Annotated in this window: 25 protein-coding genes; 20 read left to right on the forward strand and 5 right to left on the reverse strand. The window is 70.1% G+C overall.

Features of this window, described 5'->3' with window-relative positions; translation table 11 throughout:
• The 13 genes from D4740_RS03280 (at position 1) to D4740_RS03340 (ending at position 11,014) form a co-directional block, all read left to right on the forward strand.
• Positions 1-894, forward strand: coding sequence for a type II secretion system F family protein (locus D4740_RS03280; protein ID WP_279221365.1), 894 nt, complete (start codon positions 1-3; stop codon positions 892-894).
• A 1-nt stretch (position 895) separates the two neighbouring features.
• The gene (locus D4740_RS03285; protein WP_259390632.1) at positions 896-2,149 is read left to right on the forward strand and encodes a sensor histidine kinase; all 1,254 of its coding nucleotides are present in this window, start codon (positions 896-898) and stop codon (positions 2,147-2,149) included.
• Complete coding sequence (locus tag D4740_RS03290) at positions 2,146-2,769, forward strand: response regulator transcription factor (protein WP_119835496.1); 624 nt, start codon at positions 2,146-2,148, stop codon at positions 2,767-2,769. Before D4740_RS03285 ends, D4740_RS03290 begins: the two co-directional genes overlap by 4 nt.
• Positions 2,770-2,879: 110 nt before the next feature.
• Positions 2,880-3,092: a hypothetical protein gene (locus D4740_RS03295; RefSeq protein WP_259390633.1), complete on the forward strand. Its 213-nt coding sequence runs from the start codon at positions 2,880-2,882 to the stop codon at positions 3,090-3,092.
• 349 nt (positions 3,093-3,441) lie between these two features.
• Positions 3,442-4,920 carry an OmpA family protein gene (locus tag D4740_RS03305; RefSeq protein ID WP_259390634.1) on the forward strand — a complete coding sequence of 493 codons (1,479 nt, stop codon included), beginning with the start codon at positions 3,442-3,444 and terminating at the stop codon, positions 4,918-4,920.
• A gap of 39 nt (positions 4,921-4,959) precedes the next feature.
• Positions 4,960-5,130, forward strand: coding sequence for a hypothetical protein (locus D4740_RS12825; protein WP_162933969.1), 171 nt, complete (start codon positions 4,960-4,962; stop codon positions 5,128-5,130).
• 196 nt (positions 5,131-5,326) lie between these two features.
• The gene (locus D4740_RS03310) at positions 5,327-6,019 is read left to right on the forward strand and encodes a pilus assembly protein TadG-related protein (RefSeq protein WP_162933968.1); all 693 of its coding nucleotides are present in this window, start codon (positions 5,327-5,329) and stop codon (positions 6,017-6,019) included.
• Between the two features lie 222 nt (positions 6,020-6,241).
• Positions 6,242-7,573: a hypothetical protein gene (locus D4740_RS03315; protein ID WP_259390637.1), complete on the forward strand. Its 1,332-nt coding sequence runs from the start codon at positions 6,242-6,244 to the stop codon at positions 7,571-7,573.
• A 131-nt stretch (positions 7,574-7,704) separates the two neighbouring features.
• Entirely contained in the window at positions 7,705-8,394 is a 690-nt protein-coding gene (locus D4740_RS03320) for a hypothetical protein (protein WP_182911327.1), read from the forward strand.
• The gene (locus D4740_RS03325; RefSeq protein ID WP_259390638.1) at positions 8,391-9,068 is read left to right on the forward strand and encodes a hypothetical protein; all 678 of its coding nucleotides are present in this window, start codon (positions 8,391-8,393) and stop codon (positions 9,066-9,068) included. Before D4740_RS03320 ends, D4740_RS03325 begins: the two co-directional genes overlap by 4 nt.
• The gene (locus tag D4740_RS03330; RefSeq protein ID WP_119835500.1) at positions 9,065-9,589 is read left to right on the forward strand and encodes a hypothetical protein; all 525 of its coding nucleotides are present in this window, start codon (positions 9,065-9,067) and stop codon (positions 9,587-9,589) included. Before D4740_RS03325 ends, D4740_RS03330 begins: the two co-directional genes overlap by 4 nt.
• Before the next feature lie 170 nt (positions 9,590-9,759).
• Complete coding sequence (locus tag D4740_RS03335; RefSeq protein ID WP_119835501.1) at positions 9,760-10,221, forward strand: collagen-like protein; 462 nt, start codon at positions 9,760-9,762, stop codon at positions 10,219-10,221.
• Between the two features lie 58 nt (positions 10,222-10,279).
• Positions 10,280-11,014, forward strand: coding sequence for a hypothetical protein (locus D4740_RS03340; RefSeq protein WP_119835502.1), 735 nt, complete (start codon positions 10,280-10,282; stop codon positions 11,012-11,014).
• Between the two features lie 177 nt (positions 11,015-11,191).
• Here the strand turns inward: D4740_RS03340 and D4740_RS03345 are convergent, their stop codons facing one another.
• Positions 11,192-11,374 carry an Rv0909 family putative TA system antitoxin gene (locus D4740_RS03345; RefSeq protein ID WP_119835503.1) on the reverse strand — a complete coding sequence of 61 codons (183 nt, stop codon included), beginning with the start codon at positions 11,372-11,374 and terminating at the stop codon, positions 11,192-11,194.
• Positions 11,375-11,566: 192 nt separating this feature from the next.
• Positions 11,567-12,523, reverse strand: a complete 957-nt coding sequence (locus tag D4740_RS03350) for a hypothetical protein (RefSeq protein ID WP_243106799.1) — start codon at positions 12,521-12,523, stop codon at positions 11,567-11,569.
• 322 nt (positions 12,524-12,845) lie between these two features.
• Between D4740_RS03350 and D4740_RS03355 the strand changes: the two genes are divergently transcribed.
• Entirely contained in the window at positions 12,846-13,847 is a 1,002-nt protein-coding gene (locus tag D4740_RS03355; RefSeq protein WP_243106798.1) for a cell filamentation protein Fic, read from the forward strand.
• Between the two features lie 40 nt (positions 13,848-13,887).
• Here D4740_RS03355 and D4740_RS03360 read toward each other — a convergent pair whose 3' ends face one another.
• A complete protein-coding gene (locus tag D4740_RS03360) occupies positions 13,888-14,736 on the reverse strand; it encodes an HAD family phosphatase (RefSeq protein WP_119835504.1) in 849 nt (282 codons plus the stop codon).
• Positions 14,737-15,152: 416 nt separating this feature from the next.
• On the opposite strand from D4740_RS03360, the gene D4740_RS03365 reads away from it, so the two are divergent.
• The 6 genes from D4740_RS03365 (at position 15,153) to D4740_RS03390 (ending at position 22,367) form a co-directional block, all read left to right on the forward strand.
• Positions 15,153-16,064, forward strand: coding sequence for a cellulose synthase operon protein YhjQ/BcsQ (locus D4740_RS03365; protein WP_119835505.1), 912 nt, complete (start codon positions 15,153-15,155; stop codon positions 16,062-16,064).
• Positions 16,061-17,311: a TadA family conjugal transfer-associated ATPase gene (locus D4740_RS03370; protein WP_119835506.1), complete on the forward strand. Its 1,251-nt coding sequence runs from the start codon at positions 16,061-16,063 to the stop codon at positions 17,309-17,311. The genes D4740_RS03365 and D4740_RS03370 overlap by 4 nt, the downstream gene beginning before the upstream one ends.
• A gap of 14 nt (positions 17,312-17,325) precedes the next feature.
• Positions 17,326-18,519, forward strand: coding sequence for a hypothetical protein (locus D4740_RS03375; RefSeq protein WP_119835627.1), 1,194 nt, complete (start codon positions 17,326-17,328; stop codon positions 18,517-18,519).
• A 141-nt stretch (positions 18,520-18,660) separates the two neighbouring features.
• The gene (locus D4740_RS03380; RefSeq protein ID WP_119835628.1) at positions 18,661-19,185 is read left to right on the forward strand and encodes a PH domain-containing protein; all 525 of its coding nucleotides are present in this window, start codon (positions 18,661-18,663) and stop codon (positions 19,183-19,185) included.
• A 438-nt stretch (positions 19,186-19,623) separates the two neighbouring features.
• Entirely contained in the window at positions 19,624-20,604 is a 981-nt protein-coding gene (locus tag D4740_RS03385) for an MsnO8 family LLM class oxidoreductase (protein ID WP_119835507.1), read from the forward strand.
• A gap of 143 nt (positions 20,605-20,747) precedes the next feature.
• A complete protein-coding gene (locus D4740_RS03390) occupies positions 20,748-22,367 on the forward strand; it encodes a methyltransferase (protein ID WP_119835508.1) in 1,620 nt (539 codons plus the stop codon).
• Between the two features lie 80 nt (positions 22,368-22,447).
• On the opposite strand, the gene D4740_RS03395 is transcribed toward D4740_RS03390, so the two are convergent.
• Both D4740_RS03395 and D4740_RS03400 read right to left on the reverse strand, forming a co-directional pair.
• Positions 22,448-23,029 (reverse strand): RloB family protein, encoded by a 582-nt coding sequence (locus tag D4740_RS03395; RefSeq protein ID WP_119835509.1) that lies wholly within the window; start codon positions 23,027-23,029, stop codon positions 22,448-22,450.
• 72 nt (positions 23,030-23,101) lie between these two features.
• Complete coding sequence (locus D4740_RS03400) at positions 23,102-24,397, reverse strand: ATP/GTP-binding protein (protein WP_119835510.1); 1,296 nt, start codon at positions 24,395-24,397, stop codon at positions 23,102-23,104.
• Positions 24,398-24,482 lie beyond the last annotated feature (85 nt).

Consider the following 24,482-nt stretch of genomic DNA (forward strand, 5'->3'; position numbering starts at 1 on the left):
GTGGTAGCCGTGGTGGCGGGGCTGGTGGGCGCGCTCCTGGTGCTCGGGGCGGCGCAGGGCATCCGCATGGTCCGGGAGGACGGGGCTGCCTACCTGCGTGACGACCTCGCGGCCCAGGCCGAGGAGCCCCAGCGGGAGAGCGCCTTCGTCAGGCTCATTGACGCCCTGGGGGTCAGGGGGCAGCGCACGCTGCGCCGGGTCTACGGTCCGGTCCGGCTGCGCGCCCTGGACCGCAGGCTCCGGGGCGCGGGCAACCCGGAGGGGCTGCACCTCGACCTCTTTATCCAACGGGAGGCGGGGTTTATCCTCCTCAGTACGGTGCTCTTCCTGTTTTGTGCCCTCATGGGGCAGCTGCTGATAGGTGTCGTGATGGCGGCTGTCTTCTCCGGGTGGATGTACCTGTGGCTGGCCCAGGCTGTCCGGACGCGTCGGAAGGCGATCGAGCGGGACCTGCCCGACTTCCTGGACGTCCTGGCGGTGACGGTGCGTTCGGGCACCCCCTTCCGCAACGCCCTGGAGCGCGTGTGTGACCACTTTGAGGGCCCGGTATCGGAGGAGATGCGTACAGCGCTCCACGAGATGCGCCTGGGGGTCTCCCGGCGGGATGCTTTTACCGCGGTGAGACAGCGCTGCCGCTCCGAGAGCATTGATACTTTTGTCACGGCTCTGCTCCAGTCGGAGGAGCTGGGAACCCCCATTGGTGAGGCCCTCCAGGGGATCGTCAAGGAGATCCGGCGTGAGCGGGCGGAGCAGGTGCGCCGGGAGGCGGCTCGCACGGCTCCCCAGGTGTCCCTCATTGCCTCGGCGACCATGCTCCCCGGCACCATGATCCTCATGATGGGGGGCATGCTCTACGCCAACCGGGACATGATCTCCGGACTCCTGGGTGGGTGACATGTCAGGTGCGATGCCAGGTGCTGGGGTGACGGAGGCGGCTGACTCCCCGCTGGCGGCGGTGGTGCAGGGCCGCAGCATGCGCACCACCGTGGGACTGGTGTGCGACGTGCGGCTGGGACTGCTGTTCGCCTGCGAGGTCGGGCTGATCCTGACGGGGTCCTCGCCCCGCATCATGGTTGTCCTGCTGGCCGCTATGGTTATGGGCTGGGTGCCGCTGTACCTGCTGCGCAGGTGGCCGGAGACCCTGGGGCAGGGGTGGTGGTTCCCGTGCGCGGACCTCCTGGTGACAGTCCTCACCGTCCTGCTGCTGTCCGGGGCCTTCGAGAACGCCTTTCACCTGGTGGTGCCCTACGTCCTGGCCTCGGCGCTACTGGTGGGCATCGTCCTGCGGGCGGTGCAGGCCGCCGTGTGGACCTCAGGCGTGGTGAGCGCCCTGGCCCTGGTCCGCACCGGCCAGGAGGAGCTCTCCTCGGTGGTCCTGGTGGCCTCGGTGCTGGGTGTCGCGGCCTGTGTGCTCCTGGGGGACCGGCTGCGCACTCAGGTCCGGGAGGCCAGCCGCCTGTCGGCGGAGGTGGCTGCGACCCGGGCGGAGGAGAGGGCGCTGGCAGAGCGCCTCACCATCGCCCGGGACCTGCACGACTCCCTGGCCAAGAGCGTCCACGGCATCCGGATGCTGGCAGAGTCCCTGCACGACTCGCTGGCCTCGGAGAACCACCACGACGTCGGTCTCAGCCGTGTCCTGCTCGACTCCGCCGACGAGGCCAGCCGGGAGGCCCGCCTGGTGCTGGACGGCCTGCGGGCCAGCGGTGAGGACGACGTCGTGGGTGCCCTGACCCAGGAGGTCGTGCGCTGGAGCGAGCGCACCGGCATTGAGGTGACCTGCCGCCGCGGGCAGGCTCCACCCCGGGTGGCCTGCCGGGCGGAGGCGATGTGGCAGATCCAGCGTGTGCTTGGTGAGGTGCTGGCCAACACGGAGAAGCACGCACAGGCGCAGTGCGTGGACTTCTGCGCCTGGGTGGAGGACGGCGCGCTGCACCTGGAGGTCAGTGACGACGGCGTCGGCCTGGGTGGCCAGGACCTGACGACTCCGCCGTCGGGGGGCCACTACGGGGTGGCGGGTATGCGTGAGCGTGCCGGGCAGCTGGGTGCCCGGCTGACTATCGAGTCCCAGCCAGAGCCGGGTGTCGGTGTACGGACCCGGATGAGCGTGCCGATGACGGCACTGACAGAGAGTGGAGGCAGACAGGTATGAGGATCATGGTCGTGGACGACAACCCGATCGTGCGGGCGGGGCTGCAGGCGGTGCTGGAGCGGGTGGACTCGGTGACGCAGGTGCTTCAGGCCGGTGACGCCTTCGAGGCCCTGGAGACAGCCGCGGTGCACTCGCCCGATATCGTCCTGCTGGACGTCTCCATGCCGGGCCGCAGCGGCCTGGACATCCTCCCTGAGCTGGTGGGACGCATGTCGGTCATCATGCTCACCTCTAACCAGGACCCCGAGCTCATCCGCCAGGCTCTGGACGCCGGTGCCCGGGGCTACCTGGTGCACGGCCAGCTGGGAGCCAACGAGGTCGCCGGCGCCATTGAGACGTGCCAGCGCGGTGGGCTGGTACTGGGGCGGGAGGCAGCCGACGTGGTCCTCAACCCGGAGAACTATGTCCCGCCCAACCCCCTGCGGGAGCAGGTGAGTGAACGTGAGGCGGAGATCTTGGACATGGCGGCCTCCGGCCTGTCCAACCGGGAGATTGCGACCCGGCTGTTCCTGTCGGAGCGGACGGTCAAGAACTACCTCAACGCGGCCTACCCCAAGATCGGGGCGCACAGTCGGGCTCAGGCGGTGTCATCCTGGTTGGGGCGAGGTCGGGGGCGGTAGACGGGGCGGGCGCCCCTACATGGCGGGGCACAGGCCTTCCTAGTGTTGGCGGCGTCAAGGGGGCAGCACGGCTCCCGTTTATGACCGACCTAACCTGATTGGAGGACATCATGAGCAACTCACTTCTTCGTCTCCAGGTCCGTATCCAGCAGACCTTTGCCGGCCTGCGTGACGAGCGGGGCCAGTCCATGGTCGAGTACGCCGGGATCGCCCTGGTTGTCGCAGCTATTATTGCTGTTGTCGTCGCTGCTGTTAGCGGCAGTGGTGGCGGTATCGGCGACGCTATCGTGACCAGGATCCAGGAGGCTATCGAGGGTCTGTGAGCCTCTTTCTGCCTATACGACTGGGCGCACCCGGCAGGCCGGGTGCGCCCAGTCGTATGGTGTTATGGTTGCGTGATATTGCCTTGTCCGTGGTTCGTCTCCCGGGCTTCTGCCCGTAGCTCCTTGTTTGGGGGTCCTCATGGTGCGTCGTCGTTCGCTGCTGATGGTGCCGGTGCTGGCTGGGGCTGGTGCAGTGATGACGGGGTGCGTAGGTTCGGGAGGGTCAGGGGGGCCTGAGAGCTCGTCGGGTGCTGGTGGGTCATCAGGGCGGTCCTCTGATGAGGCGTCGGGCGGGGCTTCCTCAACCGGGCACTCTGCCCTGGTAGGGGCGCAGGAGGCGGAGGCCCGTATGGCGGGGCACCGGGTCACGGTGGGGGTCTCCCCGGTGGTGCGGGTCTCGGAGGAGGCCTCGGTGGTGGTGCTGGAGCTGACGCGCGCCGAGGACGACATGGCTGTGGAGGAGGGGAACGGCAGCAGCGACAACCTGCTGTGGGTCAGTCTCTACCTCAGTGACGACTTCTTTAACTCAACTGGGGCGGTGGGCACTCGTGTGGCTGACCTGGACGGGGGGCGGGTGTGGGTGCCGACCCACGACAAGCCCGGTGCTGCCATCATGCTGGCTGCGGGGGAGCCGGGGGTGGCGTACGTGCCGTTCGGGGCGGTGGACGTGGAGACGGTGTGGGTGTTTGTGCCGATGGCGGGGTTCGTTCAGGTCGAGGTAGTGGACCGGGAGCAGGCGGCTGATGCCGGTGTGGACCTGGAGGAGGTGGAGGCCGCGCTGGAGGAGATGGGCACGGACTCCTCCCTGGCGGGGCCGGTGGGGCTGGAGACCTTTACGCGGGCGCTGGACGAGTCCTCCTCGACGCTGACCACCCAGGAGGAGGTGGTGGTGACCCTGGCCAGTGACGTGACCTTTGAGTCGGACTCGGCCGAGCTGACCAGTGAGGCGGGCTCCCAGCTGGAGGTGGTGGCTGAGCAGGTGAGGCGCTACCCGGGCGGGGGCAGCCTGAGTATCGTGGGCCACACGGATGACGTGGACGAGGAGGACTACAACCAGGGCCTGTCGGAGGAGCGGGCCCAGGCGGTGTCGGACCGGCTGGGCGACCTGGTGGACCTAGGCTCCTGGGATGTAGATGTGACGGGCAAGGGGGAGTCCGAGCCTGCGGTGGAGGGTACTGACGACCAGGCGCGGGCAGCCAACCGACGGGTGGAGATCACCCTGACCCCCACCGAGGGCACCGACAGCCAGGACAGTGCTAGCAGCGCCGCCCCCTCCGCCTCGGCTGATCCCTCGGCGTCTGGGTCTGGTGGGCTGCCGGAGGCCTACGGTCCGGTGGGCCGGGGACCGGAGGGGGTCACGGTCCCCGGGCGCAAGGGTGACGGTGAGCTGAGTGTGGTCCTGGAGCAGGTGACCCGGGCGGGGGGCTTCCTGCTGGGCGAGCTCGAGCTCACCGCCGGACCGGGCGGAACCGGCGACAGCGGCAGCACCTTCCTGGGGGCGTGGCTGGGCGACGAGCGGGCGAAAGCCTTGTCCAACCCTCGGGGAGAGGGGGTTGCTTTAGACACCACCGCGGCCGCCAGTGGTCTGACGCTGCTATCGGGTGGGGAGCGGGTCTTCCCCACGGACTACCTGCCTCCCGGGGGGGACAAGTACACCCCCCTGACCGAGCGTGGTCTGGGGTTTGGTCTCAAGGAGGGGATGGTGACCCGGGTGTGCGTGGCCTGGCCGGACACGGGCCAGGACACGGTGGTCCTGGACCACGAGAGCCGCACCGAGGACGGCGACTACGCCTTCCGCCTCACCGACGTCCCCGTCGTCGAGGCCTGAGAAGACCGCCTGCTCCTCACCTTGCGCTCGACGGGGTGCGTGCTGCCCGTCCCGATCGTGTACTTCGCGAACGCGGTGGCGCAGATGTCCCTGGAGGTGTTCCCCCGGTACGAGCAGGTGGCGCTCCAGCTCGTGGCCACCGGGGTCCTGGGGTCGTGTGCCGGTGCCCTGCTGGTCTGGCTGGTGCGCCGGGGCGCCGCCGGGCGCTGAGCCCGGTGCCGCAGGCCCAAGGGCCGCCAGGACTGAAGTTATGGGGCGCTCGCCCCTGTGCCGCCGGAGCTGGGCGTGGTTGACTGGCGGCAGTCGTGACGGACGGTGCGGGGGGCGCTGCGGGGCGGCACCTCGCCGCGCGCTGCCGCCTCCGTGCCCCGGCGGCGTGTTCCCTGATGGTGCTGGTAAGGAGCTGATGCGGGTGCGTTCCTCCCTGCTGCCCCCGGTGGTGTCCCGGCTGCTCGGACGACCCCGGCGGGCTCGCCGTGGTAGGCCGGGTAGCGAGCGGGGCAGCATCCTGCCCTACGTGAGCGTGGCCTGCGCGGTCCTGGCGACGGTGGCGCTGGCTCTCATGGCAGGCCTGGGTGACGTCACCCTCCACCGGCGTGACGCTACCACCGCTGCTGATGCCGCCGCCCTGGCCGCCGCCCAGGCCTGGGCGGACTCGATCGAGTCCATGTATGACGACGCCTACGGGGCTGACGATGATGACGGGCTGTGGGGGGCCGCCGGCAGCGGCATCGGCTCCTTCGCCGGGGCTGGGGTCAGGGGCGCCGCCAGCCGCTACGCCTCCCGCAACGGTGCGACCCTGACGTCGCTGTCCATCGACTCCGCCCGCAGGCAGGTCACTGTGAGCGTAGAGACGGACACCCCCGTGGAGGCCACAGGTGAGACGATGACTGCCTCGGCCACCGCTGAGGTGGTCCTGGAGGAGGGCGCCTGCCTCAGCGGGGGCAAGGTCGGCTTCGATATCGGCGGCACCTGTGTGACCGCTAAGCCGGGCAAGACCTCGACCTCCACGAGCGGTTCCTCGGCACCACCTACCCCCTTCACGGTGCCCGAGGGCATGGCTGAGAAGGCGACAGTCTCCACCAGGCTGGTGCGCTGATCCCGGGGCTGCCCGGGGGCCTGGGTCAGTCGTCGCCTCTGGTCGGGGGGGCGTGTGCCGCCACCCCGGTCGCAGCGGCAGCGCCTACCGGAGCCTGCCGGACGGGGCGGCTTCCTGTGGACAGGGAGCTGAGGTGACCCTAGACTGCCTGCGGGTCACGACCCTGCATCGCGCGGGTGTCAGGAAGTCCCTGCTTCCTGCTGTCGACGAAAGGAACGCTGCATGCGTCGTCCTCCCCAGGCGCAACGGTCTCCACGATGCTCCTCCCAGCGCTCTCCCTGGCTGGTGCGGTTGCTCCCTGCCCGGTGCCTTGCCACCAGCAGGGGGCGAGCCGCTCACCGCCAGGCGGTGCTTCGGGTCCTGGTGACTGTGGGACTGGCGGCGGGAGCCCTTGCCACCGGGACGACGCCGGTAGCCGTAGCGGATGACGCGGCCGACTCCGGCGCTGAGGCGGTGGCTGCGACCACACGCCAGCTGTCCACCGGCTACCCCGGCTCCTCCGCGGGCTCCGCCACCTCCCAGGGTGATCCTCTGGGCGCCCAGGTGACAGCGCTGCTGAGAGCAGATGCGCAGGCGTGCGCGGCCGCAGGGTCGTGTGACGGTAGCCAGTCGGGCACCGGGTCGGACCTGACCCAGGAGGACAACGCCGGGACGGGCCGGGTCCGTCCCGGGCACCCCCTGGCCAGCGGCGGGCTCGACCCGTCGGTGGAGTCCTCGGGGGTGACCATCTCCCTGTCGGCCGCCCAGGACTACGCCGACCCGGCCCCCTCCGACGACCAGGCTGGACCGACAGGCTCACCGGATCCGCAGGCGGCGCAGGCCTCGGGTGCTGGTGAGACGACCGGGGGCGGGCAGGACCCCGACGTCGCCGGGGAGCCGGAGGACACCAAGACCCCCCAGCCCACCGCTACCGGGACCCCTGACTCCTCGCAGGCAGTCGTGTCAGCCTCCGGCGATGCCGTGGGCTATCAGCGTGCCAGCTCCCTGGAGCCTGACGGCACCGGTACCGTCTCACACACCCTGTCCTACACCGCACAGGTCCTTCCCCCTGCGCCGGATGAGGAGGACGCCTGGGCCGCCTTCGGCACCACAGCGCCGCCGGAGGGGGAGCGTATCTGCGTGGGGCTGCTGACCCTCACCTATGACAGCGGCGGTGACCTGGACAGCCTCGTTGTCACCCACGCAGCTGAGGGCGCCGCAGAGGAGGGCATTGACGGGGTCGATCCGGGAACGGTGGTGACCACCGTGGTCACCACCAGGCTGGAGGTCCCCGTGCTCAGCGACTCCGAGCGTGGACTCGTCACCGCCTACGCGCGTCACGCGAGCCTGTCCTCGGGTGGCCTGTCTGTCCCGCTGACGGCGCTGAGCCCCTCCGCCGACCCGGGTGAGGGGCTTGCCGAGGTCATCGCGCTCCAGGCGACCACCACCCAGCAGGTCCTGGAGGGCACAGCGGTGACTGACAACGGGGGGCCGGAGGCGGTGACTCCCGGGTGGAGCGCGAACCAGCTGGCCCAGGGCCGCGACCAGCTCGCCACCCAGGAGCTCCAGCCATGAGGCGCGGCCTCGGGCGGGGGCAGCCGCACGCGTCTCCTTCCACAGCTCCGCGCACGGTTCTTCCCGCGGATCCCCCTACGGCCCATTCCATAGTTTTTCCCGCGACTTTTCCCGTAATGTTGCCTGTCGTCGTGCTCGCAGCCGTCCTGGTGGCTGCGGGCTGCTCCGGCGGGCAGGAGGCTGGTGCGTCATCCTCGCGGACGCAGGCGGGTGCCGATGCGTCGCAGGCCGCCTCAGCCGCTCCGGGGACGTCGCAGGCCTCGTCCCCGGGGTCCGGAAGTACGGGCAGCTCCACGTCCCCGCAGACGCAGCCCGGCCCTGCGGACGCTGCCACAGATGCTGCGACGAATGCCATGATGGTCCTGCTGCCCGCTCCAGGGCTCATGCTCCGCGTCCCCGCAGACGCCACCACTGCGCAGACCACCGTCTACGAGGACGGTATGCGTCAGATCTACTACGACTCCGCCTCTGCCGCGCTCACGGTTGACGTCGAGTACTACGCGGACGGCTCCGTGTCGGCCTCCGACGTTCTTGCCTCGCAGCAGGAGACCCTGGAGAAACAGGGGGTGGAGGCCAGTACGGAGGAGGTGAGCGTCGAGGGAGCGGATGAGGCGGCCTTGCTGAGGTGGGAGTCCTCGGGACCTGCTCCGTGGTCCCGGGAGTCGCGCCCGGGCACGGTAGCTGTCGCCGGTGCCGCCGTTATTGTTGACGGGACGCAGGGCTACAGCTATGGCGTGTACGTGCTGGCGGACTCGACCAGTACGAGCAGCCTGGAGCAGGCCGAGGCGGTCCTGGAGTCGGTCGTGGTGAGCCCGGTATGAGGCGCGGGGAGAACCCGGCCGGGTCCGTGCCAGGGCGTGGGGCCGCAGGCCAGCGGCAGGCTGTGCGCCGCCGCAGCCTGCTGGTCTCGGGGGCCGGGGGCGCGGCAGCGGGGATGGTTTCTGCCTGTGCCCGCTCGGAGGAGACCGCCCCCAACGACGCGATGCAGGCCGTGGCCGAGGTGGCCCAGCCTCATGACCCCTCCCCAGGCCCCCAGGAGCAGCCCACGGACTGGACCCCGGTCAACGTCTCCGGGATCTCCTTCAGCCTGCTGTCCGCCATGGAGGGGCCCACGCCCCACCGCGACTGGGGACCGTACACGGTGTCCTACGACATGGCCGCCTCCTCCCAGGAGGGCTTTGACCAGCGGCTCATGGTCTCCGCGCTGGACACCACCACGACTGCCGACGGCCTTAGGCAGACGGTGGACCTGGCTGTGGCCGGGCTCGTTACCGGCTACGCCCAGCTCGCCCGTGTCTCCTGGCAGCGTGACAGCGGCACGGCTGTGGAACGCACCGCCTTCTCCTGGGGGCCTGAGGGCCTGTGGTGCGGCTGGACGTGGATTCTTGCCTCAGGTGTCGGCGCGGGTGTGGTGACTCTGCTGGGGACCTATACCGACGACGGGCTGCGCAACGGCGTCGAGGACACCCTGGACCTCGTCAGGAGGCAGTCATGACGCGCTCCTCAAGAAGGGCCGGGATCGCGGCGGCTCTGAGCGCCTCGGCTGGCCTGGCGGCCACGGTGGTGGCGGGGTGCTCCTCCGGTCCCGGCCCCGGGGCCGGGTGGGACAGGCCGCAGGACGGCAGCCTCGCCCTGGCGGTCCCCTCCGGCTGGGACCGGACCGTGCCCCAGTCTGGTCTGTGGACCACGCGGTGGACAGATCCCTCGGACAGCTCCAGCGTGCTCATGACGGCCCAGTCCGTGACCGCTGCCGACGTGTACCAGGCCCTGGACCTGGCAATGAACGCTGCCCGCGCCGTCACCCGCGGCTACCGTCCTGTCGGGGAGCGTACGGCGCTGTCCGACGGGAGCACTCTCCTGGCACGTCAGGACTACCAGACCTCGTGGCCCTATGAGAGCAGGGGGACCACCTGGGCGGTAGGCAGAGGGTCGCAGGTCGCGCTTGTGGACCTCTCCGGCCAGGAGGTCACTGACAGCCAGGTCGAGACCGTAGAGCGGTGGATCGAGCTGCTGTAGCCCCGGCTAGCCCCGGCTGCGGCGCCGTATCCGACGGTACCCTCCGGCACTCTTCGGTACCACGGCTGTGCCAGGTCTGCCAGGTGTGAGAGCTGTCGCCCGGCTTTCGTCCTGACCTGGGGGCACGGTAGTGTGCCCGTGTCCCTGATAGCAAAGGAAGAGACCTCGTCATGACCCAGTCCCCTGTCCCTGGCCAGCCCTACTACCCTCAGCAGCCCTCGGCACCCTCGGCCCCCGCTCCTGGCCAGCCCTACCCATCCCAGCAGTTCCAGGCGGCCCCTACCGTCAGCGCTCCCGCGCCGGGAGCCGGGGCGCCGGGCCAGCCCTACCCGCCCCAGGCCCCTGACTCCTTCTTCGGGAACCTCTTCGACACCTCAAAGGGCTACGTGGAGCGATACGGGAGGGCTGTCCTTGTCGTGGCTGTCGTCGCTATCGTCGTGAACTGGCTCTACTCGGGCTACAACGCGGGGGCCAACCACTTCAACTCCCGCACCTACGAGACTGAGTTCAGCTTCAGCGAGTTCGTGGTCGACCTGCTCATGCGCGCCCCCTGGAACGTGACCCTGATCCTGCTCGTTCGTCTCTTCGTCGAGCTCGTGCGCAGCTCGGTCAGGATCGGGGCGCGCTCCTGAGGCGGCCTGCCGCAGCCCTATGAGCACATGACAGGTACAAGCGCATGAGGAGCACGCTGTGAGCTCCTTCGAGACCGACGACGGCCAGCCTCGCTACGGTAGGCGTGTCAGCCCTGATGAGCTGGCGGCGGTTCTGGCTGAGCAGGGTATCGAGCCTGCTGGGACGGCTCCTGACCCCGCTGGTGGGGAGCAGGCGACGCATACGCTGCCCGCAGCCGTCCAGGCCTCCTCCGGGTGGGTCTCGCCACCAGGTGGCGTGAGCCTGGAGCGCTGGACCAGCAGGTCGGACAGCCGCCGTAGTGAGCGTTCGGTTCGCAGGAGCGCAGGGCGCGGCCGGTGGCGTACGGTGGCCGTCGGGCTGGTGCTGATGCTGGTCGTGCCCTTGGTTCTCGTGGCTGGCGCGTTCCGCCTGGCCGTGGACTGGAGTGGTGCGGAGACGACGGTCCTAGGGACGTCGGGGGCCGTCTACCTTCAGGAGGGGACCCAGGCCATGGTCTACTCCGGCTCCCAGGAGCAGACCACGGAGTGCACGGTTACCGGCCCTGACGGGGCCGCAGTCTCCAAGAGCGTGCCGGAGCAGGGTATTCCCTATGCCCGGTTCACCGCCTCTACCAGCGGGACCTACACGGTGCGCTGTGAGGGTGGCACCGAGGGGATGCTTGTGGGGCCGCCGCTGCGCACCGACCGTCTTGTGATGGCTGGTGCCATGCTGCTGGGGGCGCTGCTGTGCGGTGTCACCGGTCTTGCCGTCACTGTCCTAGGGCTGTCCCGAGGGGTGCGTCAGCGAGCCTGACAGGACAGAAGGCCGACAGGAGCCGGGTGAGGAGGAAGTCAGTTCAGCAGTGCTTGCAGCGCTGTCGGTGCCCGTGTGGGGCCTTCGCAAGCCTTGGCGACAGCACGAGTGCCCCGCACCGGAAGGTGCGGGGCACTCGCCCTGCGATCAGAAGACCGCGATTCCTGGCTCAGGGTCTCAGTCGCGGCCGATCTTTCTGTCGGCGGCGTCGCGAACAGAGTCGATCGTGGCGTCAGCCTTGCCGCCGGTCACCTTCTTAGCGACACCCGCAGCAGTGTTGAGCGTCTTGTCGCTGATCTCCTCCGCCTTGTCGGAGCCCAGAGCCTCGCTGGCCTTCTTCGTCAGGTCCTCAAGTCCCATGGTGGTGCCTCCTTCCGTCGGGTGGCGCGGCGTCGGCTGACGTCGGCCTCGTGGCATATGGTGCCAGGTCTGTGTTCCTGAGGCGAGTACTGGCCTGTGGGAGCTGTGCGTGACGCCGTCACGAGTGACCCGGGGAGTACAGCAGCGCTGCACTCCCCGCGCGTGCGGCAGGCCCCTGCGGTCAGGGGCCTGTCAGGGCTCCTGGTGACTAGCGCGCAGAGCGTCCAGCTCTCTCGTGCGCGCCTGGCGACGGGCGGCGTGCCCGCCCCAGCCCAGGACCAGGAGGGTCAGGCCGATAGCGGCCGTGACGACGGGGCCCGGACCACGCGGCAGCAGGTGGTGCACAGGCCATCTCTCAGCAACGGCGGTGCTGATCAGAGGTGGCAGCGAGACGAGGACAAGGAGCAGCCCGGTGACCCGTGCGCCCAGGGTCGAACGGCCGACAGACGCCCCCGCGGCCACCAGCAGGGCCAGCGCTGCCAGGATGCTGGCGGTGGTCACCAGGCTCAGGTGCACGCCGGGGGAGACAGCGATCCGGTAGTACCTGCTCAAGATGGCAGCGGTCAGGACGAGGCTGCCCAGGACCCAGGGAAGCGAGGCAAGGTGGTCGCGTCGCCGGGAGGGAGGTGGCGTCGGCGTCGTGCCGACCTCCTTGTCCGACTGCGTGAGCCTGAAGGCCAGGCGGCCCTGGACGTGCCCTCCGCGACGGGCTAGGCGCATCCCCCAGGCTCCACCTAGCCATAGGCCTGCCATGACCAGCACCATCCAGGTGTGGGCGAGAGGCCTGGACCAGGGCGCGGAGATAGTGACAATGTGCCCGGGGGCCAGCAGGATCACCATCTGGGCCAGGAGGGCTGTCAATCCGGTGGCCAGGGCTCCCGCCGAGGAGCGGGCCGCGAAGAAGGTGGCAGCTGAGGCGCACAGGGCACCAAAGACCGCCAGCATAAGGACGGACTGGAGGACCAGGCCTGAGGCGTCCCTGGTAGCAGCCAGGCCGATGACCGTCAGGGAGACCGGGGTCAGAACGGTGCCGATGCCTACGGCCAGGGCGTGGTCGCGGCGTCGGCCCCGCGGAGCGGCAGCCGTGCCAGTGCCGGGGGGCGGCACCGGTGGCTGCGCAAGATAGTGAAGGGAGGGGGAGGTACTCATCGAGAGTAGTCTAGAGGGGCGCTGGCGGCGCGAGGACACGCTGTCCCCTCCGGAGGCCTTCCGCAGGCCTGGCACGGGTGCTTACACCCGTTACCTGTTGCAGATGATCACAATGAGATCTCTGCCGTTATGCTAACGGATGGCGTGGTGGCGCGGATCTGGATGAGCCCCCGAGTCTCGGTTCAGTTGAAAACGTGCAAACTCGTGCTTATTGGTCGAGGGAGGTCGCCTCGGGCCTGTTGCCCTGGCCTGGCTGCCTGGTGGGTCCTGCAGTCTCTGCGCGCAGGCGGTGCTGGCTTGCGCCGTGTGCGACAGTGACGCTGTGAACAGTACGACGAGCCCTTCCGCCGGTCGTAGGCACATTCGCGACAGGGTGGAGCCGGAGTCGGCTCCCACCTCCGCTAGACGGTTTTCCCGGGTTTCCCGGGAAGGGGTCGAGGCCGCCGGGGGTCCAGCAGTACTGGCCGCCCTGGAGGCCATCGCGGGTGACCGGCGGGTAGCGCGGGCTGAGGAGGTCGTCCGTGAGGCCTCAGCCAGGCTGAGATGGCACGAGGCCCTGAGGCGCCGGTGGCGCGAGGCGCGGGCTGAGGCGTCCGTGCGCTGCGCGGCCGCCTCGGGGGGCGTGGATGGTGTAGTGGTGCCTGTCGACGTGCTGCGTGAGCATGTGGTGGCGGGGTTGGAGGAGGTGACCACGGGCGACCCGGCCCTGGACGCGGTGGCAGGCCTGTGGCGCGCAGGGAGCCGAGTGGTGGGGTGGATGCCAGACCTGGTCGGAGCCGGACGTCCGTCCGCTCCCCCGGCGCGGGGACTGCTGGCTGCGCTGCACCGTGACGTGACCGCACCGCTGGCGGCCTGCGGCCAGATCGCTCTGGAGGACGTCGCCGCACCACGCGCGCCCGGCGCGCTCCCCCGGGAAGGCGGGTCGATTCAGGCCCCGCAGGGGGAGGAGCTGGTCACCCGGGTCGGTGCGCTGATAGATATGGTGGACGTTCCCGGTGCCCCGGCCCTGGTGCGAGCCGCAGTCGTTCACGCGGAGACAGCGGTGGTACGACCCTTCACCGTGGGCAGTGCCGCCCTCGGCAGGCTCCTCGCCCGCCACCTCGTCACTCGTGACGGCCTAGAGCCCACGGGGACGGCTGTGACGGACCTGTGGGCCGCCCGGTCTCCGGCGTCCTACGCCGAGGCGCTGAGCGCCTACGCCTCCGGCAGCCTGGACGGGGTGGTGTCCTGGGTGCAGTGGCAGGCCGAGGCGATTCTCCATGGCCTGGAGGAGGCAGAGTCCCTGTGCCGGGCGGTGCAGGCTGGGACCTGGAAGGCGGGCTAGCCCGGCGGACCTGACTGTGGACCAGCAGGCTCAGGTGCCCTCACCCCGGGCGGCGGGCCACCAGCCAGGCTGTGGTGCCAGCGGTTGCCAGCACGCAGAGACTGCCTGCCAGCGCGCTGGGCAGGGGGCCGCGGGGACGCGGCAGGGCGGGCCAGCGGGACTGCCACGTGGTACGCAGCGTGACGGGCCGCTCAAAGTCTCGTACCGGCCAGCCCCGGGACTCAGCCAGCCTCCTCAGGCTCCGGTCAGGGTTGACGGCGACAGGGTGCCCGACGGCGGTCAGCATCGGCTCGTCGGAGGAGGAGTCCGAGTAGGCCCAGGAGCGAGTGAGGTCCACGCCGTGGGTCTGGGCGTCCTCCATCAGGGCGCGGCTCTTCTCCTCGTGGAGGAGGCGGCGCCGGATGCGCCCGGTGAAGCGGCCGTCGGCGTCCACCTCCAGGGTGGTCGCCACGGCCCGGTCGGCTCCGAGCACCCGGGCGACTGGCTCGACGATCTCGGCCAGGGAGGCGGAGACGACGACGACGTCGTGACCGGCCTGGCGGTGCCCGGCGATGAGGTCGAGCGCCTCGGCGTAGACGGCGGGCTCGATAGCGGTGGCCAGCGCGCCCTCGACAACCTCCTGCAGCCGCCTGCGTGGCACTCCGGCGGTCAGGGTCGCCAGGCGGTCCATGAGGCGGTTCGTACGGGAGGCGCCTGCTCCTATCAGCAGGTAGGGCAGCTGAGCCACGACACCACGGGCCAGGGCCACGGTGGACAGCAGGCCCGAGCGGTGCATCGGTGTGCTCAGGGCAAAGGCGGTGGAGGTCGCCAGGATGGTCTTGTCAAGATCAAAGTACGCTGCCGGGCGGCCGGTGTCCTGCTCAGGGGTCACGGAGCTTGTGGGGCTCATGGCCCTATCATCACACTGCGCGGCCGTGGTTGCACCAGGTTGCTACGTCTTTTCCCCGTCTTTTCCGCGCCTTTTCCCATATTTTCCGTGCCTTTGCGCGTCCTGCCCGCTTCTGGACCAGGCCTGGCCCGGGTCTGGTTCAGGTCTGGCCCAGGTCTGGACTGCGTCCTGTCCGAGTCTCGCCCGGGCACTGCGGTGCCCGTCCTGCCTCCGATCCGTGCGCGCCTCCTGCTCACGGCTGTGACCAGTCACCACAGGACGCATGACGCGGCCGTTCTTCACAGGGTTGCCGCAGCGAGGTCCTGTGCCGGGGCCAGGACGCGCACCCTGGAGCCCTCATACCCTGCAATGCCCCGTCCCCCGCAAACTTCTGCGTGCTTGTGCCTCGGCTGCGGCCGGAGCCGGAGAGGACACTGATGCCTGACCTACTGCCCCAGCCTTCCCCAGATCCCGCACCGGGCTCCGCCCGTCGGCAGCACCGTGCCGACGGTGGTGCTGGCGGGGCGCGCCTCCTCGCGGTCACTGGTGCCCGGGGCGGCCTGGGGGCGAGCACGCTCCTGCTTCACCTGGCCTGGGCTCTTGGGCGCAGGGGCTGTCGTACGGCGGCTGTTGACCTGGACCCGGCGGGCGGTCTGGGACTGCTCCTGGGCGACGACGTCCTGCCCGGTCTGCGCTGGGCCGACCTGCCGACCCAGGAGACTGCCTTCCGGGCCGCGCGTCTGGTCGGGGCGCTACCGGTATGGCACACTGTGTCGGTCCTCACCGGGGACGCCAGAGGTGGCCCGGCCACAGGGGAGGACGGCCGCCTTCCCGGGTGCGTGCACGCCGTGCTGACAGCAGTGGCCCGCGAGCACGAGGTGGTCCTGGTGGACCTGCCCCGAGGCATGCCCGTCCCGGTGTGCGCCCAGGTCCTGCTGCTCACCGGGCGCGACCTGTCCTCGGCGGTCGCGGCGGAGGTGCTCGTCCCCAGGCTGCGGGCCTCCGCCCTGGGACAGGGGGAGGACACGATCAGCAGCGGCTGCCAGGACGCCGCCCACAAGGGTGCGGGGGAGACCGACCCGGTGAGACTGGTGGTGCGTGGCTCGGGCGAGGACGTGACCGCTGCTGACCTCGAGCGCATCACCGGGTGTCGTGTCCTGGGGTCTGTTCCCAGGGACCGTGCTGTCGTCCAGCGTGCTGCTCGGGGGGAGGACCCCGTGCGCTCACGCTCGGCCATGCGTAGGGCTGCATCTGTCTTGGCGCGACGGCTCGTACCTGGCGCGGGGACGGCCCCTGTCTCCGCGCAGCAGGAGTCGGTGGTAGGGCGGGAGGGCTCGGGGTGGCAGTGACGTCAGGTTCCGAGCTGGCCCGGGTTCGTCGTGCCCTCGCCCACGGGTCCCGGCTAGACCAGGCGCTTGAGGAGGTCACCGACCCTGCCACGGGTGAGGCGGGTCTGGCACGCCTGAGGCACAGGGTGCACGCCGATGCGGAGGGTGCCGGACCGCTCCTGCAGCCCCTTATCGACACCGCAGGGGTCACCGACGTCCTGGTGCTCGACGGCCTGACCTGGATCGACCGTGGGCACGGGGTAGAAAGAGTCGCCGGTCCGGTGATACCGGAGAGCCAGGTCCGCGCGCTCGCGGTACGGATGGCTGCTTCGGCGGGGCGCCGTCTTGACGACGCCAGCCCGGTGGTGGACGCGACTCTGCCGGACGGGACGCGCCTCAACGCCGTCCTGCCGCCCCTGAGCAGCCAGGGCACGGTGATCAGTCTGCGGACCAGGAGGCCGCAAGGCTTCACTCTGGCAGAGCTTGTCGGCGCAGGGACGGTGGCGCCAGGCCTTGACGCCGTGCTGGCCGCCCTGGTGGGGCAGCGGGCCAGCTGCCTGGTCACCGGGGCCACCGGCACAGGAAAGACCACTCTCCTGGCTGCCCTGCTGGGACTGGTGCCCTCCAGTGAGCGCATCGTCTGTATTGAGGAGGCCAGCGAGCTGCGTCCTCGCCACCCGCACGTCGTCCACCTCCAGGAGCGCGGGGACAATATCCAGGGGGCCGGTGCCGTGAGCATGACCTCCCTGGTGCGGGCGGCGCTGAGGATGAGGCCGGACAGGATCGTCCTGGGGGAGTGCCGGGGACCCGAGGTCAGGGACGTCCTGACCGCGCTCAACACCGGTCACGAAGGAGGGTGGGCCACCCTGCACGCCAACTCTGTGGAGGATGTGCCCGCGCGTCTGACCGCCCTGGGGGCGCTTGCCCGTCTCGATGAGGGCGCTGTCGCCTCTCAGGCCGTGAGCGCGCTCGACGCCGTGGTCCACCTGCGGCGTCGACCGGGAGGTCGACAGACTACAGAGCATGAAGGCGTGTCGCCGAGGCCTCCAGGGGCGCGGTGGGTGTCCTCGGTCGGAGTGCTCATGCGGGAGGTCACGGTGGCTGGGGCGGTTCTCACCTGCCAAGAGGCCCTGAGCGTGTCAGCCGACGGCGTGGTGTCCGCCGGGCCCGCCGTCGACCGCCTGGTGTCGCGTGTTGGTGAGGAGCCGGTGTCGGCGGCCCTGCCGCGCGCGTGGGGCAGCTGCCGTCCCGTGGGGAGGCGGTCGTGAGCGGGGGTGTATGGATGGCAGCAGTACCGACTTTCCCGGCGGTTTTTCTCGCGGTCTTCCTAGCGGTCTTCCTGGCGGTCGCGGTCGTGCTGCTCCCGCCGCGACGCGCTTGGGCCGACGCTCGGGGCACGACCCGTCTGAGGCTGCCGGTGCGGGTGACGACATCGCGCCAGGAGGTGGATATCGGTCTGCTGCTGACCGAGGTCGCCAGCCTCTTGCGGGCAGGGGCCTCCCCGGCCCGGGCATGGTCGCGTGCGTTGGGGCGCTGCGGAGTGGTCGAGGGGCTTGACCCCGGGGATGACGGCGTCCCTCCCGCGCTTACGGAGCTGGGGGTCCCGGCTGTGACGCTGACCTGGCCGCGCTGGGAGCAGGGGCACCTGTGCTGGCAGCTGCCCGTCCGCGGCGCGGCGCGGCGACGGCTTGAGGCCGCTGCTGCGGCGGCCCCGGGAGCCGCTGCGGCCTGTCGGTTGTCAGCCTCCCTGGGTGCCCCGTTGGCCGAGGTCCTGGATGCCGTAGCCTGCGGTGTCGCCGAGTCGGGGCGCGCCGAGGCCTCGCGGGTGAGCGCACTGACCGGGCCGCGCACCACGGCCCGTCTGCTGGGGGGCCTGCCACTGGTGGGACTGGGCCTGGGAGTTCTGGTGGGTGCTGATCCGCTCTCCTTCCTCCTGGACGGAAGGTGGGGGTCAGTCCTGGGAGCTACGGGAGGTGCGCTCATGGTCGCCGGGCACCAGGCCACCAGAGCTATGGTGCGGGCGGCCACTGCCTCGGCCTGTGGTACCGACGAGGCGCTCGTCCTGGACCTGGCCTCCGCCTCCCTTGCCGCCGGGGCGTCGTTGCCCGGGGTGCTGGTCGCTCTGGGAGAGGCCGTGGAGGAGGAGGCGTTGTGCGTGGTGGGGCGGGCGCTGCTGCTGGGGGCCGGGTGGGAGGAGGCCTGGGAGGCTCCTGGGGACCCGGTGTGGCGGAACAGGTACGCCAGCCTTGAGGGGTGCCTGCGACCCGGATGGGAGGACGGCGCCTCACCCCAGACGCTGCTGGCGGCCACGGCTGCCACGATCAGGGCGGGTCGCAGGGCCAGGGACGAGGAGGCCGCTGAGCGTCTTGCGGTACGTCTGGTGGTGCCCCTGGGCGCGTGCCATCTGCCTGCCTTTGTCCTCCTGGGGCTTGTGCCCGTCATTGCCTCGGTCGGTGCGGGACTACTGGCCTCATGACGGTAACCTCGCAGCGGTGAGCGTGGTGGCGGGGTGCCCGCTGTCTGGCCACACCCCGTCCGTCCCGTAACCATGTCTGCTGAGCTGCCTGCGGCGGTGGGGTGCGTGCGTCGTGGGCCGACAGACTGGCACGATGTGACCATGGCACTGTCAAAGAAGCTGCTGAGCCGCGACGAGGTCGTCGTGCGGCACATGCGCACCCACGTGAAGGTCCTCCTGTGGCGGGTCCTCCTGGAGGTCGTCGTCCTTGTCGCCGCAGTCGCGGGGTCGGTCCTTGCCCCGCAGAGCTGGAGGCCGTGGGGGCTTGTGGCGCTGTGGGCACTGGCCGCCGTCGTGAGCCTCCCCCTCCTGCTCCTGCCGTGGCTGAGGTGGTACACCGACACCTACACGATCACCACAAGAAGGGTGATCACTCGTTCCGGTATTCTCAGGCGCACCGGCCACGACCTTCCCTTGAGTCGCATCTCCGACGTGCAGCAGGACAAGGACCTCAACGACCGGTTCTTCGGGTGCGGCACCCTTATCCTGCAGACCAGCTCAGACGACCCGCTCCTGCTCAGGGACGTCCCCCACGTGGAGGCGGTGCAGGTCGAGATCGCCAACCTGCTCTTCAACGACGTCCAAGGGGCTGTCCAGGGGGCTGCTGACCTCGCCCCCCGCCGCTAAGCCGGGCACCAGGCAGGCCGTCGTTCCTTCTGCGCCCTCCCTGCCCAAGTGCCTCCACCGCGACCACAGCCTGGGCGACGCCGCTGAGCGTGGCGGCGGTGTCGGCCTTTCGGCTGCAGGCGCACAGCTTATCGGGCTGAATGGCCTCGACCTCCTTGAGGTTGCCGGGGACGGACGCGACACTGCCGCGGTGGTGCTGATACGGGCGGACCTGCCTGCGGCCGGGGTGTGGTCCCGGACGGAAGGGAGGAGCCGCTGCCGAACTGGGGCGGAGCAGGGGAAGCAGGAGTAGAAAGGGACATGAGTGGACGGGACGTTCCCCGTCGACGTCGGTACGTGCAGGTGGTCAGCACCGGGCTGGCCAGCCTGAGGCAGGCTGTGCCCCGTCACGACGGATCAATCGATCATCGTCAACCAGCGTACACACTAAGGAGAGACATGCGTATCAGCGTCCTGGAGCAGATTCCCCTGTTCGAAGGCGGCAGCTCCTACCAGGTCCTTCACGACGTGGTCCACCTGGCCCGTGGCGTGGAGGAGGCGGGCTTCCACCGCCTGTGGCTGGCGGAGCACCACAGCACGGGGGTCTTCCAGTCCTCGGCCCCGGACCTGCTCATGATGCACGTCCTGGACGGTACTCGGCGTATCCGTGTGGGGTCGGGTGGAGTCATGGCCATGCACTACGGGTCTCTGCAGATGGCCGAGCGCTTCGCCACCCTGGCCGCGCTCCACCCTGGTCGTGTGGATATGGGCCTGGGCCGCGCGCCCGGCGGCGACATGCGCACGGCGGGAGCGCTCAACCAGGGGCGTGTCATCGACCCTGACTCCATCAACCTCCTCGTCGAGGAGACGGTGGCCCTGCTGCGTGACGAGCTTCCGGCTGACCACCACTACGCCTCTGTGACGGTGGATCCCAGGCCCGACCAGCTGCCCGAGGTGTGGCTCCTGGGATCCTCAGGCCAGTCTGCGGCGTGGGCGGGCTCCCGGGACCTCAACTACGCCTACGCGCAGTTCTTCACCGGCCGCCAGCAGGTGGAGGTCATGGACCACTACCGGGCACACCTGCCAGCAGGACACCGAAGCGGCCAGACACTGTCGGCTCTGTGCGTCAGCGCTGCCCCGACGAGGCACGAGGCCTGGGAGCAGGCCCTCGTGGCTGCCGACGCCCGCTACGCACTGCGCACCGGCCGTCCAGCTCGCTTCCGGGACCCCTCCACGCTGGAGACCTCCTACCGGGCCAAGGTGGAGGCCCACCTTGAGCGGGACGCGGCCGTCATCGTCGGCACCTACGATGAGGTCGCCTCCCGGGTCAGGGCCTTTGCTGAGAGCCACCACACCGAGGAGGTCATGCTCATCAGCTACATCAAGGACGTCGAGACCAAGATCCACCAGTACACCGAGCTTGCCGCCCGACTGGCCTGAGCCGTCGTGGTGACGTAGCGGCAGTGGCGTGGGGGGAGGGGCAGCGACTGGGACGGCCCTGGCTGCCCAGGCAGACGTAGCGGCAGTGGCGTGAGGGGCAGGCTTGCACCAGCTCAGCCCTTGCGAGGCGCTACGGTCACCTCATGAACGTCCCGGTCTCCCAGTCCGACTCTTCTGCCGACCCCCCGGTGGTGCCCCCACCGCCGCGTGCCACTGCTGAGCAGGCCCTCAGGCTGCGCAAGGACCTGGAGGCCAGCGGCTGGGGTGTGGACGCCGTCGCCCACCTGCTGGGGGAGGTGGGCGATGCTGCTCTGCGCCGGGAGGTCCGCTCCCCCGCCCTGCGGGCGCTGCGGGCCGTCATGGACGAGGACCGGGCCGCAGGCGCGAGGCCCTCGCCTCCGGCCGTCCTGACCGCCTTGTTCATGCTTGGTGAGCCGGTGCTGGCCACCGAGCTCGACCACGTCCTGAGGCGCACTCGTACCCGCGGTGCGGTCGATATCGGCCTGGTCAGCCCGCCTGACGCCGGGGGCCGGGTCCGTGCCCTGGTGGACCTGCGCCCCCACGAGGCTCGTGACGACACCGGGCAGGTGCGCTGGTGGGTGGCTTCCGACCTAGGTGAGATGGTCACCGGCCGTGAGCTGGCACCCGGCCACGTCCTGGGCATCGGCGGGGCGGGGCTGACCCTGGCCGGCCTGGTCCCGCGCACGCCGGTGGGTACCGCCCTGGACCTGGGGTGCGGCTGCGGGATCCAGACGCTCTACCTCCTGCGCCACGCCAGGCATGTGACTGCGACGGACATCTCGCGTCGGGCCTTGGACTTCACTGCTTTCAACGTCGCTCTCGCCGGTCAGGAGGAGCGGTTGGAGCTGGCGGCGGGCTCCCTGCTGGAGCCGGTGGCAGGGCGTCGCTTTGACCTCGTGGTCTCCAACCCCCCGTTCGTCCTGACGCCTGCCGCAGTCCGTGAGAAGGGGCTGGCGCTGATGGAGTACCGCGACGCAGGGGAGGACATCCTGCCTGGTCTCGTGGCGGGCCTGGGTGCCCACCTGCAGGCGGGTGGCACCGCCGTGCTTCTGGGGAACTGGGAGCACTACCGGGGGAGGGACTGGCGCCAGGACGTTGCCGACTGGCTGCCGCAGGAGGCCGACGCCTGGGTCATCGAGCGAGAGCAGCAGGACCCGGTGTCCTACGCGACTATGTGGCTGCGCGATGGCGGGGTGGCTCCAGAGCGGGCGCCGGGGGTCTTTGACGCCGCCGTCGGGGCATGGGTCGGGGACTTCGAGGAGCGGAGGGTGGAGGGGGTCGGCTTCGGCTACCTGGTCCTCCACCGCCCGCAGGCGCCGCGCAGGCCCTGGCGGGTCCTGGAGGAGGTTACCGGGGTGGTGGACGCCCCCCTGGGACCGCACGTCGCCCAGGTGCTGGAAGTCCAGGACCTGCTGGCTGGCCTGGACGACGACGCCGTCGCCGCCTTGCACCCCGTGCTGGCTGCCGACGTCACCGAGGAGCGCCATCTGGTGCCTGGCGCTGCTGACCCCTCGGTGATCATGCTGCGACAGGGTGGGGGCCTGGGACGGGCTGTACGGGTCAGCACTGGGGTGGCCGCCCTGGCGGGGGCCTCTGACGGCGAGCTGAGCGTGGAGCAGGTGGCGCAGGCGGTCGCGGCTCTGACCGGAGTGGAGGCACTGACTGATGCCGCCGCACTGCGTGCCGAGCTCGTGGCAGGCGTGCGCGAGCTGGCCCGCTTCGGTTTCCTGGTCCTGGAGTAAACAAGGTGCGCAGCACAGAAGCGTAGTGCTGTCAAGAGTTTCCAGAGCTGCCTGGTGGCTGCTAGAGCCAGGCGGGGTGTCTAGAAGCGCGGGAGCGCCGCCTGGTCCAGGGCGTCCAGCAGCAGGTCCACACCGGAGGATGGGTTGTCCGCAGGGAACTCAGCCCTGTCCCGCTCGTGACGTCCTCGCAGGCTGCGTGCGCGTTGTGCCGCCTCGGCTCGCCTGTCCATGTAGATTACCGAGTTGATGTGCTTCGAGACGGAGCGGTCGAGCTGGTTCCGCAGCGTGCCGGCCTGAGCGGTTGTCAGGTAGCCCCAGTGATCCCTGTGGTGGAGTATGAGCCACAGCTCGAAGCAGGGGTTGGAGACGGCTGTCCTGACTCCAGCGCGTTCTGCCCGCTGGCAGGCCTGGCGCAGGTGTGGGTGCGGCTCGGGAGCCTCGACGTCGAACACGCACCAGTACTGGTCCTCCTCGGGGTAGTCGCTGTGCTCCTTGTCCCAGCACGCGGCGCGGACCAGCTCCTCAGGGTGCCCCTGGCTGCGGACGACCTGGATCGTGACGCCACCGTGCCCGGCCCTGGCCCGGTACCTGGGGTCGCTTCCCAGCGCGGTGAAGTACTCCTTCTCCGTGATCTCCCCCCTCCAGGTAGAGGTGGAAGACAGGGCGGACTCTCTTGGTGCCGGTGGAGCGGCGCAGCCTGCGTGCCTGGTGCTGCCGTCCGGTTCTCCCGGGGCTCATCCTGTTAGTCCCAGCTCGCGCAGGAGGTCCGGGCGGTGCGTGTCCGGCAGCGCGCCGAAGCGCCCCTCCAGGTACCCCTTCTCCAGGTTCGCCGAACGGCGCACCGCCCTTCCCGCGAAGTCGGAGAGCGCCCCCAGCTCGGTGGAGCCGTCCGGGCGGCGCTGCGTCAGCCAGACCTCGTCGCGTCCCAGGTGGTTGAGAAGGCCGGTGTCGTGGGTGGTGAACAACAGCTGTGCACCGTTGGGGTTGGAGTCCTGGTCCTGGAAGAGACGGAGAAGCTCCAGGGTGAGCACTGGGTGAAGGCTGGCGTCGATCTCGTCGAACAGGACCAGCGCCCCGGTGTCGAGTGCCCCCAGGACGGGGGCAATGAGGCGGAGCCAGCCCTGTGTACCAGCGGACTCCTCTGACAGCGCCAGGGTGGCCCGCTCCTGCCCGGCCCGGTGTACAAGGCGCAGCTCCGGGCCGCCATACCGAGACCTGAGGACGCGACGTCTTCTGGTCGGCTCCAGATCGGGCAGAGGCAGCTGCTTACCTGGGCTAGAGTCAGTGAGGTCTGGCTCCCTGACGAGCTCGACGTCTTCCACCCCGAGGTCTGCCAGGCGCAGAAGTGCCAGGGCGCGCCGTCGCAGCTCTGGGGAGGCCTCGGCCCAGAACTGGCTCGTCATCCGCGGCGAGACGGGGTGTGGCAGCAGTTCGAGGTTCAGGGACCTCCCCAGCGACGTGATGCGACGAAGAGCCTGCCCGCACGCGGAGGTCGTGGGCTCGTCAAAGCGCCGCATGATGCTGAGGGCGAGCACACGGTCAGTCAGGAGTGCCCTGGTCCCGGACAGGGCTCCGAGCCCCCGCTGGAGCCTGAGGGTGCCGCCGTCACGCTCAAACACAAGGCTACGCCGTCGGTGAGGGTAGTGGAACAGGGCCTCGTAGGCTACCCGCTTACTGTCAAGGTCCAGGAGGTACTCGTAGCGGATCCCATCGATGGCCAGCTCCACGGTGAAGGTGGTCTCGCTAGGACCCTCATCGCCCGGGTCACCGAACGCGAAGGGCTGTACCGGGATTTCGTCGTCCCAGCGGGTGACGGAGCCTCTGACCGCGTCGCACAGCCATTGGAGTGCGCGCAGGACGTTGGTCTTGCCTGAGGCGTTCGGGCCCAGGATGCCTGCCGCAGGCAGCAGGCCGACGCCGATGTGGGGATGGGGCCGGACGACGTCGCGGTCCTCGTCGACTGCCACAAAGGTCAGCTCCACAGGCTCGTTGACCGAGCGAAAGTTGCCAACCGAAAAACGGATCAGCATGCGCAGCCTCCCTGCAGTTGAAGGGGCTTGTTTGCACAAAGTCTACGAAGAGCCCCCTGGACCTGCAACGAGGCGCGGGACAAAA

The organism is Actinomyces sp. 2119 (assembly GCF_003591215.1).
GTDB lineage: Bacteria > Actinomycetota > Actinomycetes > Actinomycetales > Actinomycetaceae > Actinomyces > Actinomyces lilanjuaniae.

Bases quoted from the DNA above. Each gene is read 5' to 3' on its own strand.
- D4740_RS03400 (WP_119835510.1), bottom strand. From the start codon at position 24,397: ATGCTGATCCGTTTTTCGGTTGGCAACTTTCGCTCGGTCAACGAGCCT.
- D4740_RS03315 (WP_259390637.1), top strand. From the start codon at position 6,242: ATGCGTCGTCCTCCCCAGGCGCAACGGTCTCCACGATGCTCCTCCCAG.
- D4740_RS03390 (WP_119835508.1), top strand. From the start codon at position 20,748: ATGAACGTCCCGGTCTCCCAGTCCGACTCTTCTGCCGACCCCCCGGTG.
- D4740_RS03305 (WP_259390634.1), top strand. From the start codon at position 3,442: ATGGCGGGGCACCGGGTCACGGTGGGGGTCTCCCCGGTGGTGCGGGTC.
- D4740_RS03360 (WP_119835504.1), bottom strand. From the start codon at position 14,736: ATGAGCCCCACAAGCTCCGTGACCCCTGAGCAGGACACCGGCCGCCCG.
- D4740_RS03375 (WP_119835627.1), top strand. From the start codon at position 17,326: ATGGCAGCAGTACCGACTTTCCCGGCGGTTTTTCTCGCGGTCTTCCTA.
- D4740_RS03335 (WP_119835501.1), top strand. From the start codon at position 9,760: ATGACCCAGTCCCCTGTCCCTGGCCAGCCCTACTACCCTCAGCAGCCC.
- D4740_RS03350 (WP_243106799.1), bottom strand. From the start codon at position 12,523: ATGAGTACCTCCCCCTCCCTTCACTATCTTGCGCAGCCACCGGTGCCG.
- D4740_RS03380 (WP_119835628.1), top strand. From the start codon at position 18,661: ATGGCACTGTCAAAGAAGCTGCTGAGCCGCGACGAGGTCGTCGTGCGG.
- D4740_RS03365 (WP_119835505.1), top strand. From the start codon at position 15,153: ATGCCTGACCTACTGCCCCAGCCTTCCCCAGATCCCGCACCGGGCTCC.
- D4740_RS03330 (WP_119835500.1), top strand. From the start codon at position 9,065: ATGACGCGCTCCTCAAGAAGGGCCGGGATCGCGGCGGCTCTGAGCGCC.
- D4740_RS03295 (WP_259390633.1), top strand. From the start codon at position 2,880: ATGAGCAACTCACTTCTTCGTCTCCAGGTCCGTATCCAGCAGACCTTT.
- D4740_RS03310 (WP_162933968.1), top strand. From the start codon at position 5,327: ATGCGGGTGCGTTCCTCCCTGCTGCCCCCGGTGGTGTCCCGGCTGCTC.
- D4740_RS03385 (WP_119835507.1), top strand. From the start codon at position 19,624: ATGCGTATCAGCGTCCTGGAGCAGATTCCCCTGTTCGAAGGCGGCAGC.
- D4740_RS03290 (WP_119835496.1), top strand. From the start codon at position 2,146: ATGAGGATCATGGTCGTGGACGACAACCCGATCGTGCGGGCGGGGCTG.
- D4740_RS03285 (WP_259390632.1), top strand. From the start codon at position 896: ATGTCAGGTGCGATGCCAGGTGCTGGGGTGACGGAGGCGGCTGACTCC.
- D4740_RS03325 (WP_259390638.1), top strand. From the start codon at position 8,391: ATGAGGCGCGGGGAGAACCCGGCCGGGTCCGTGCCAGGGCGTGGGGCC.
- D4740_RS03345 (WP_119835503.1), bottom strand. From the start codon at position 11,374: ATGGGACTTGAGGACCTGACGAAGAAGGCCAGCGAGGCTCTGGGCTCC.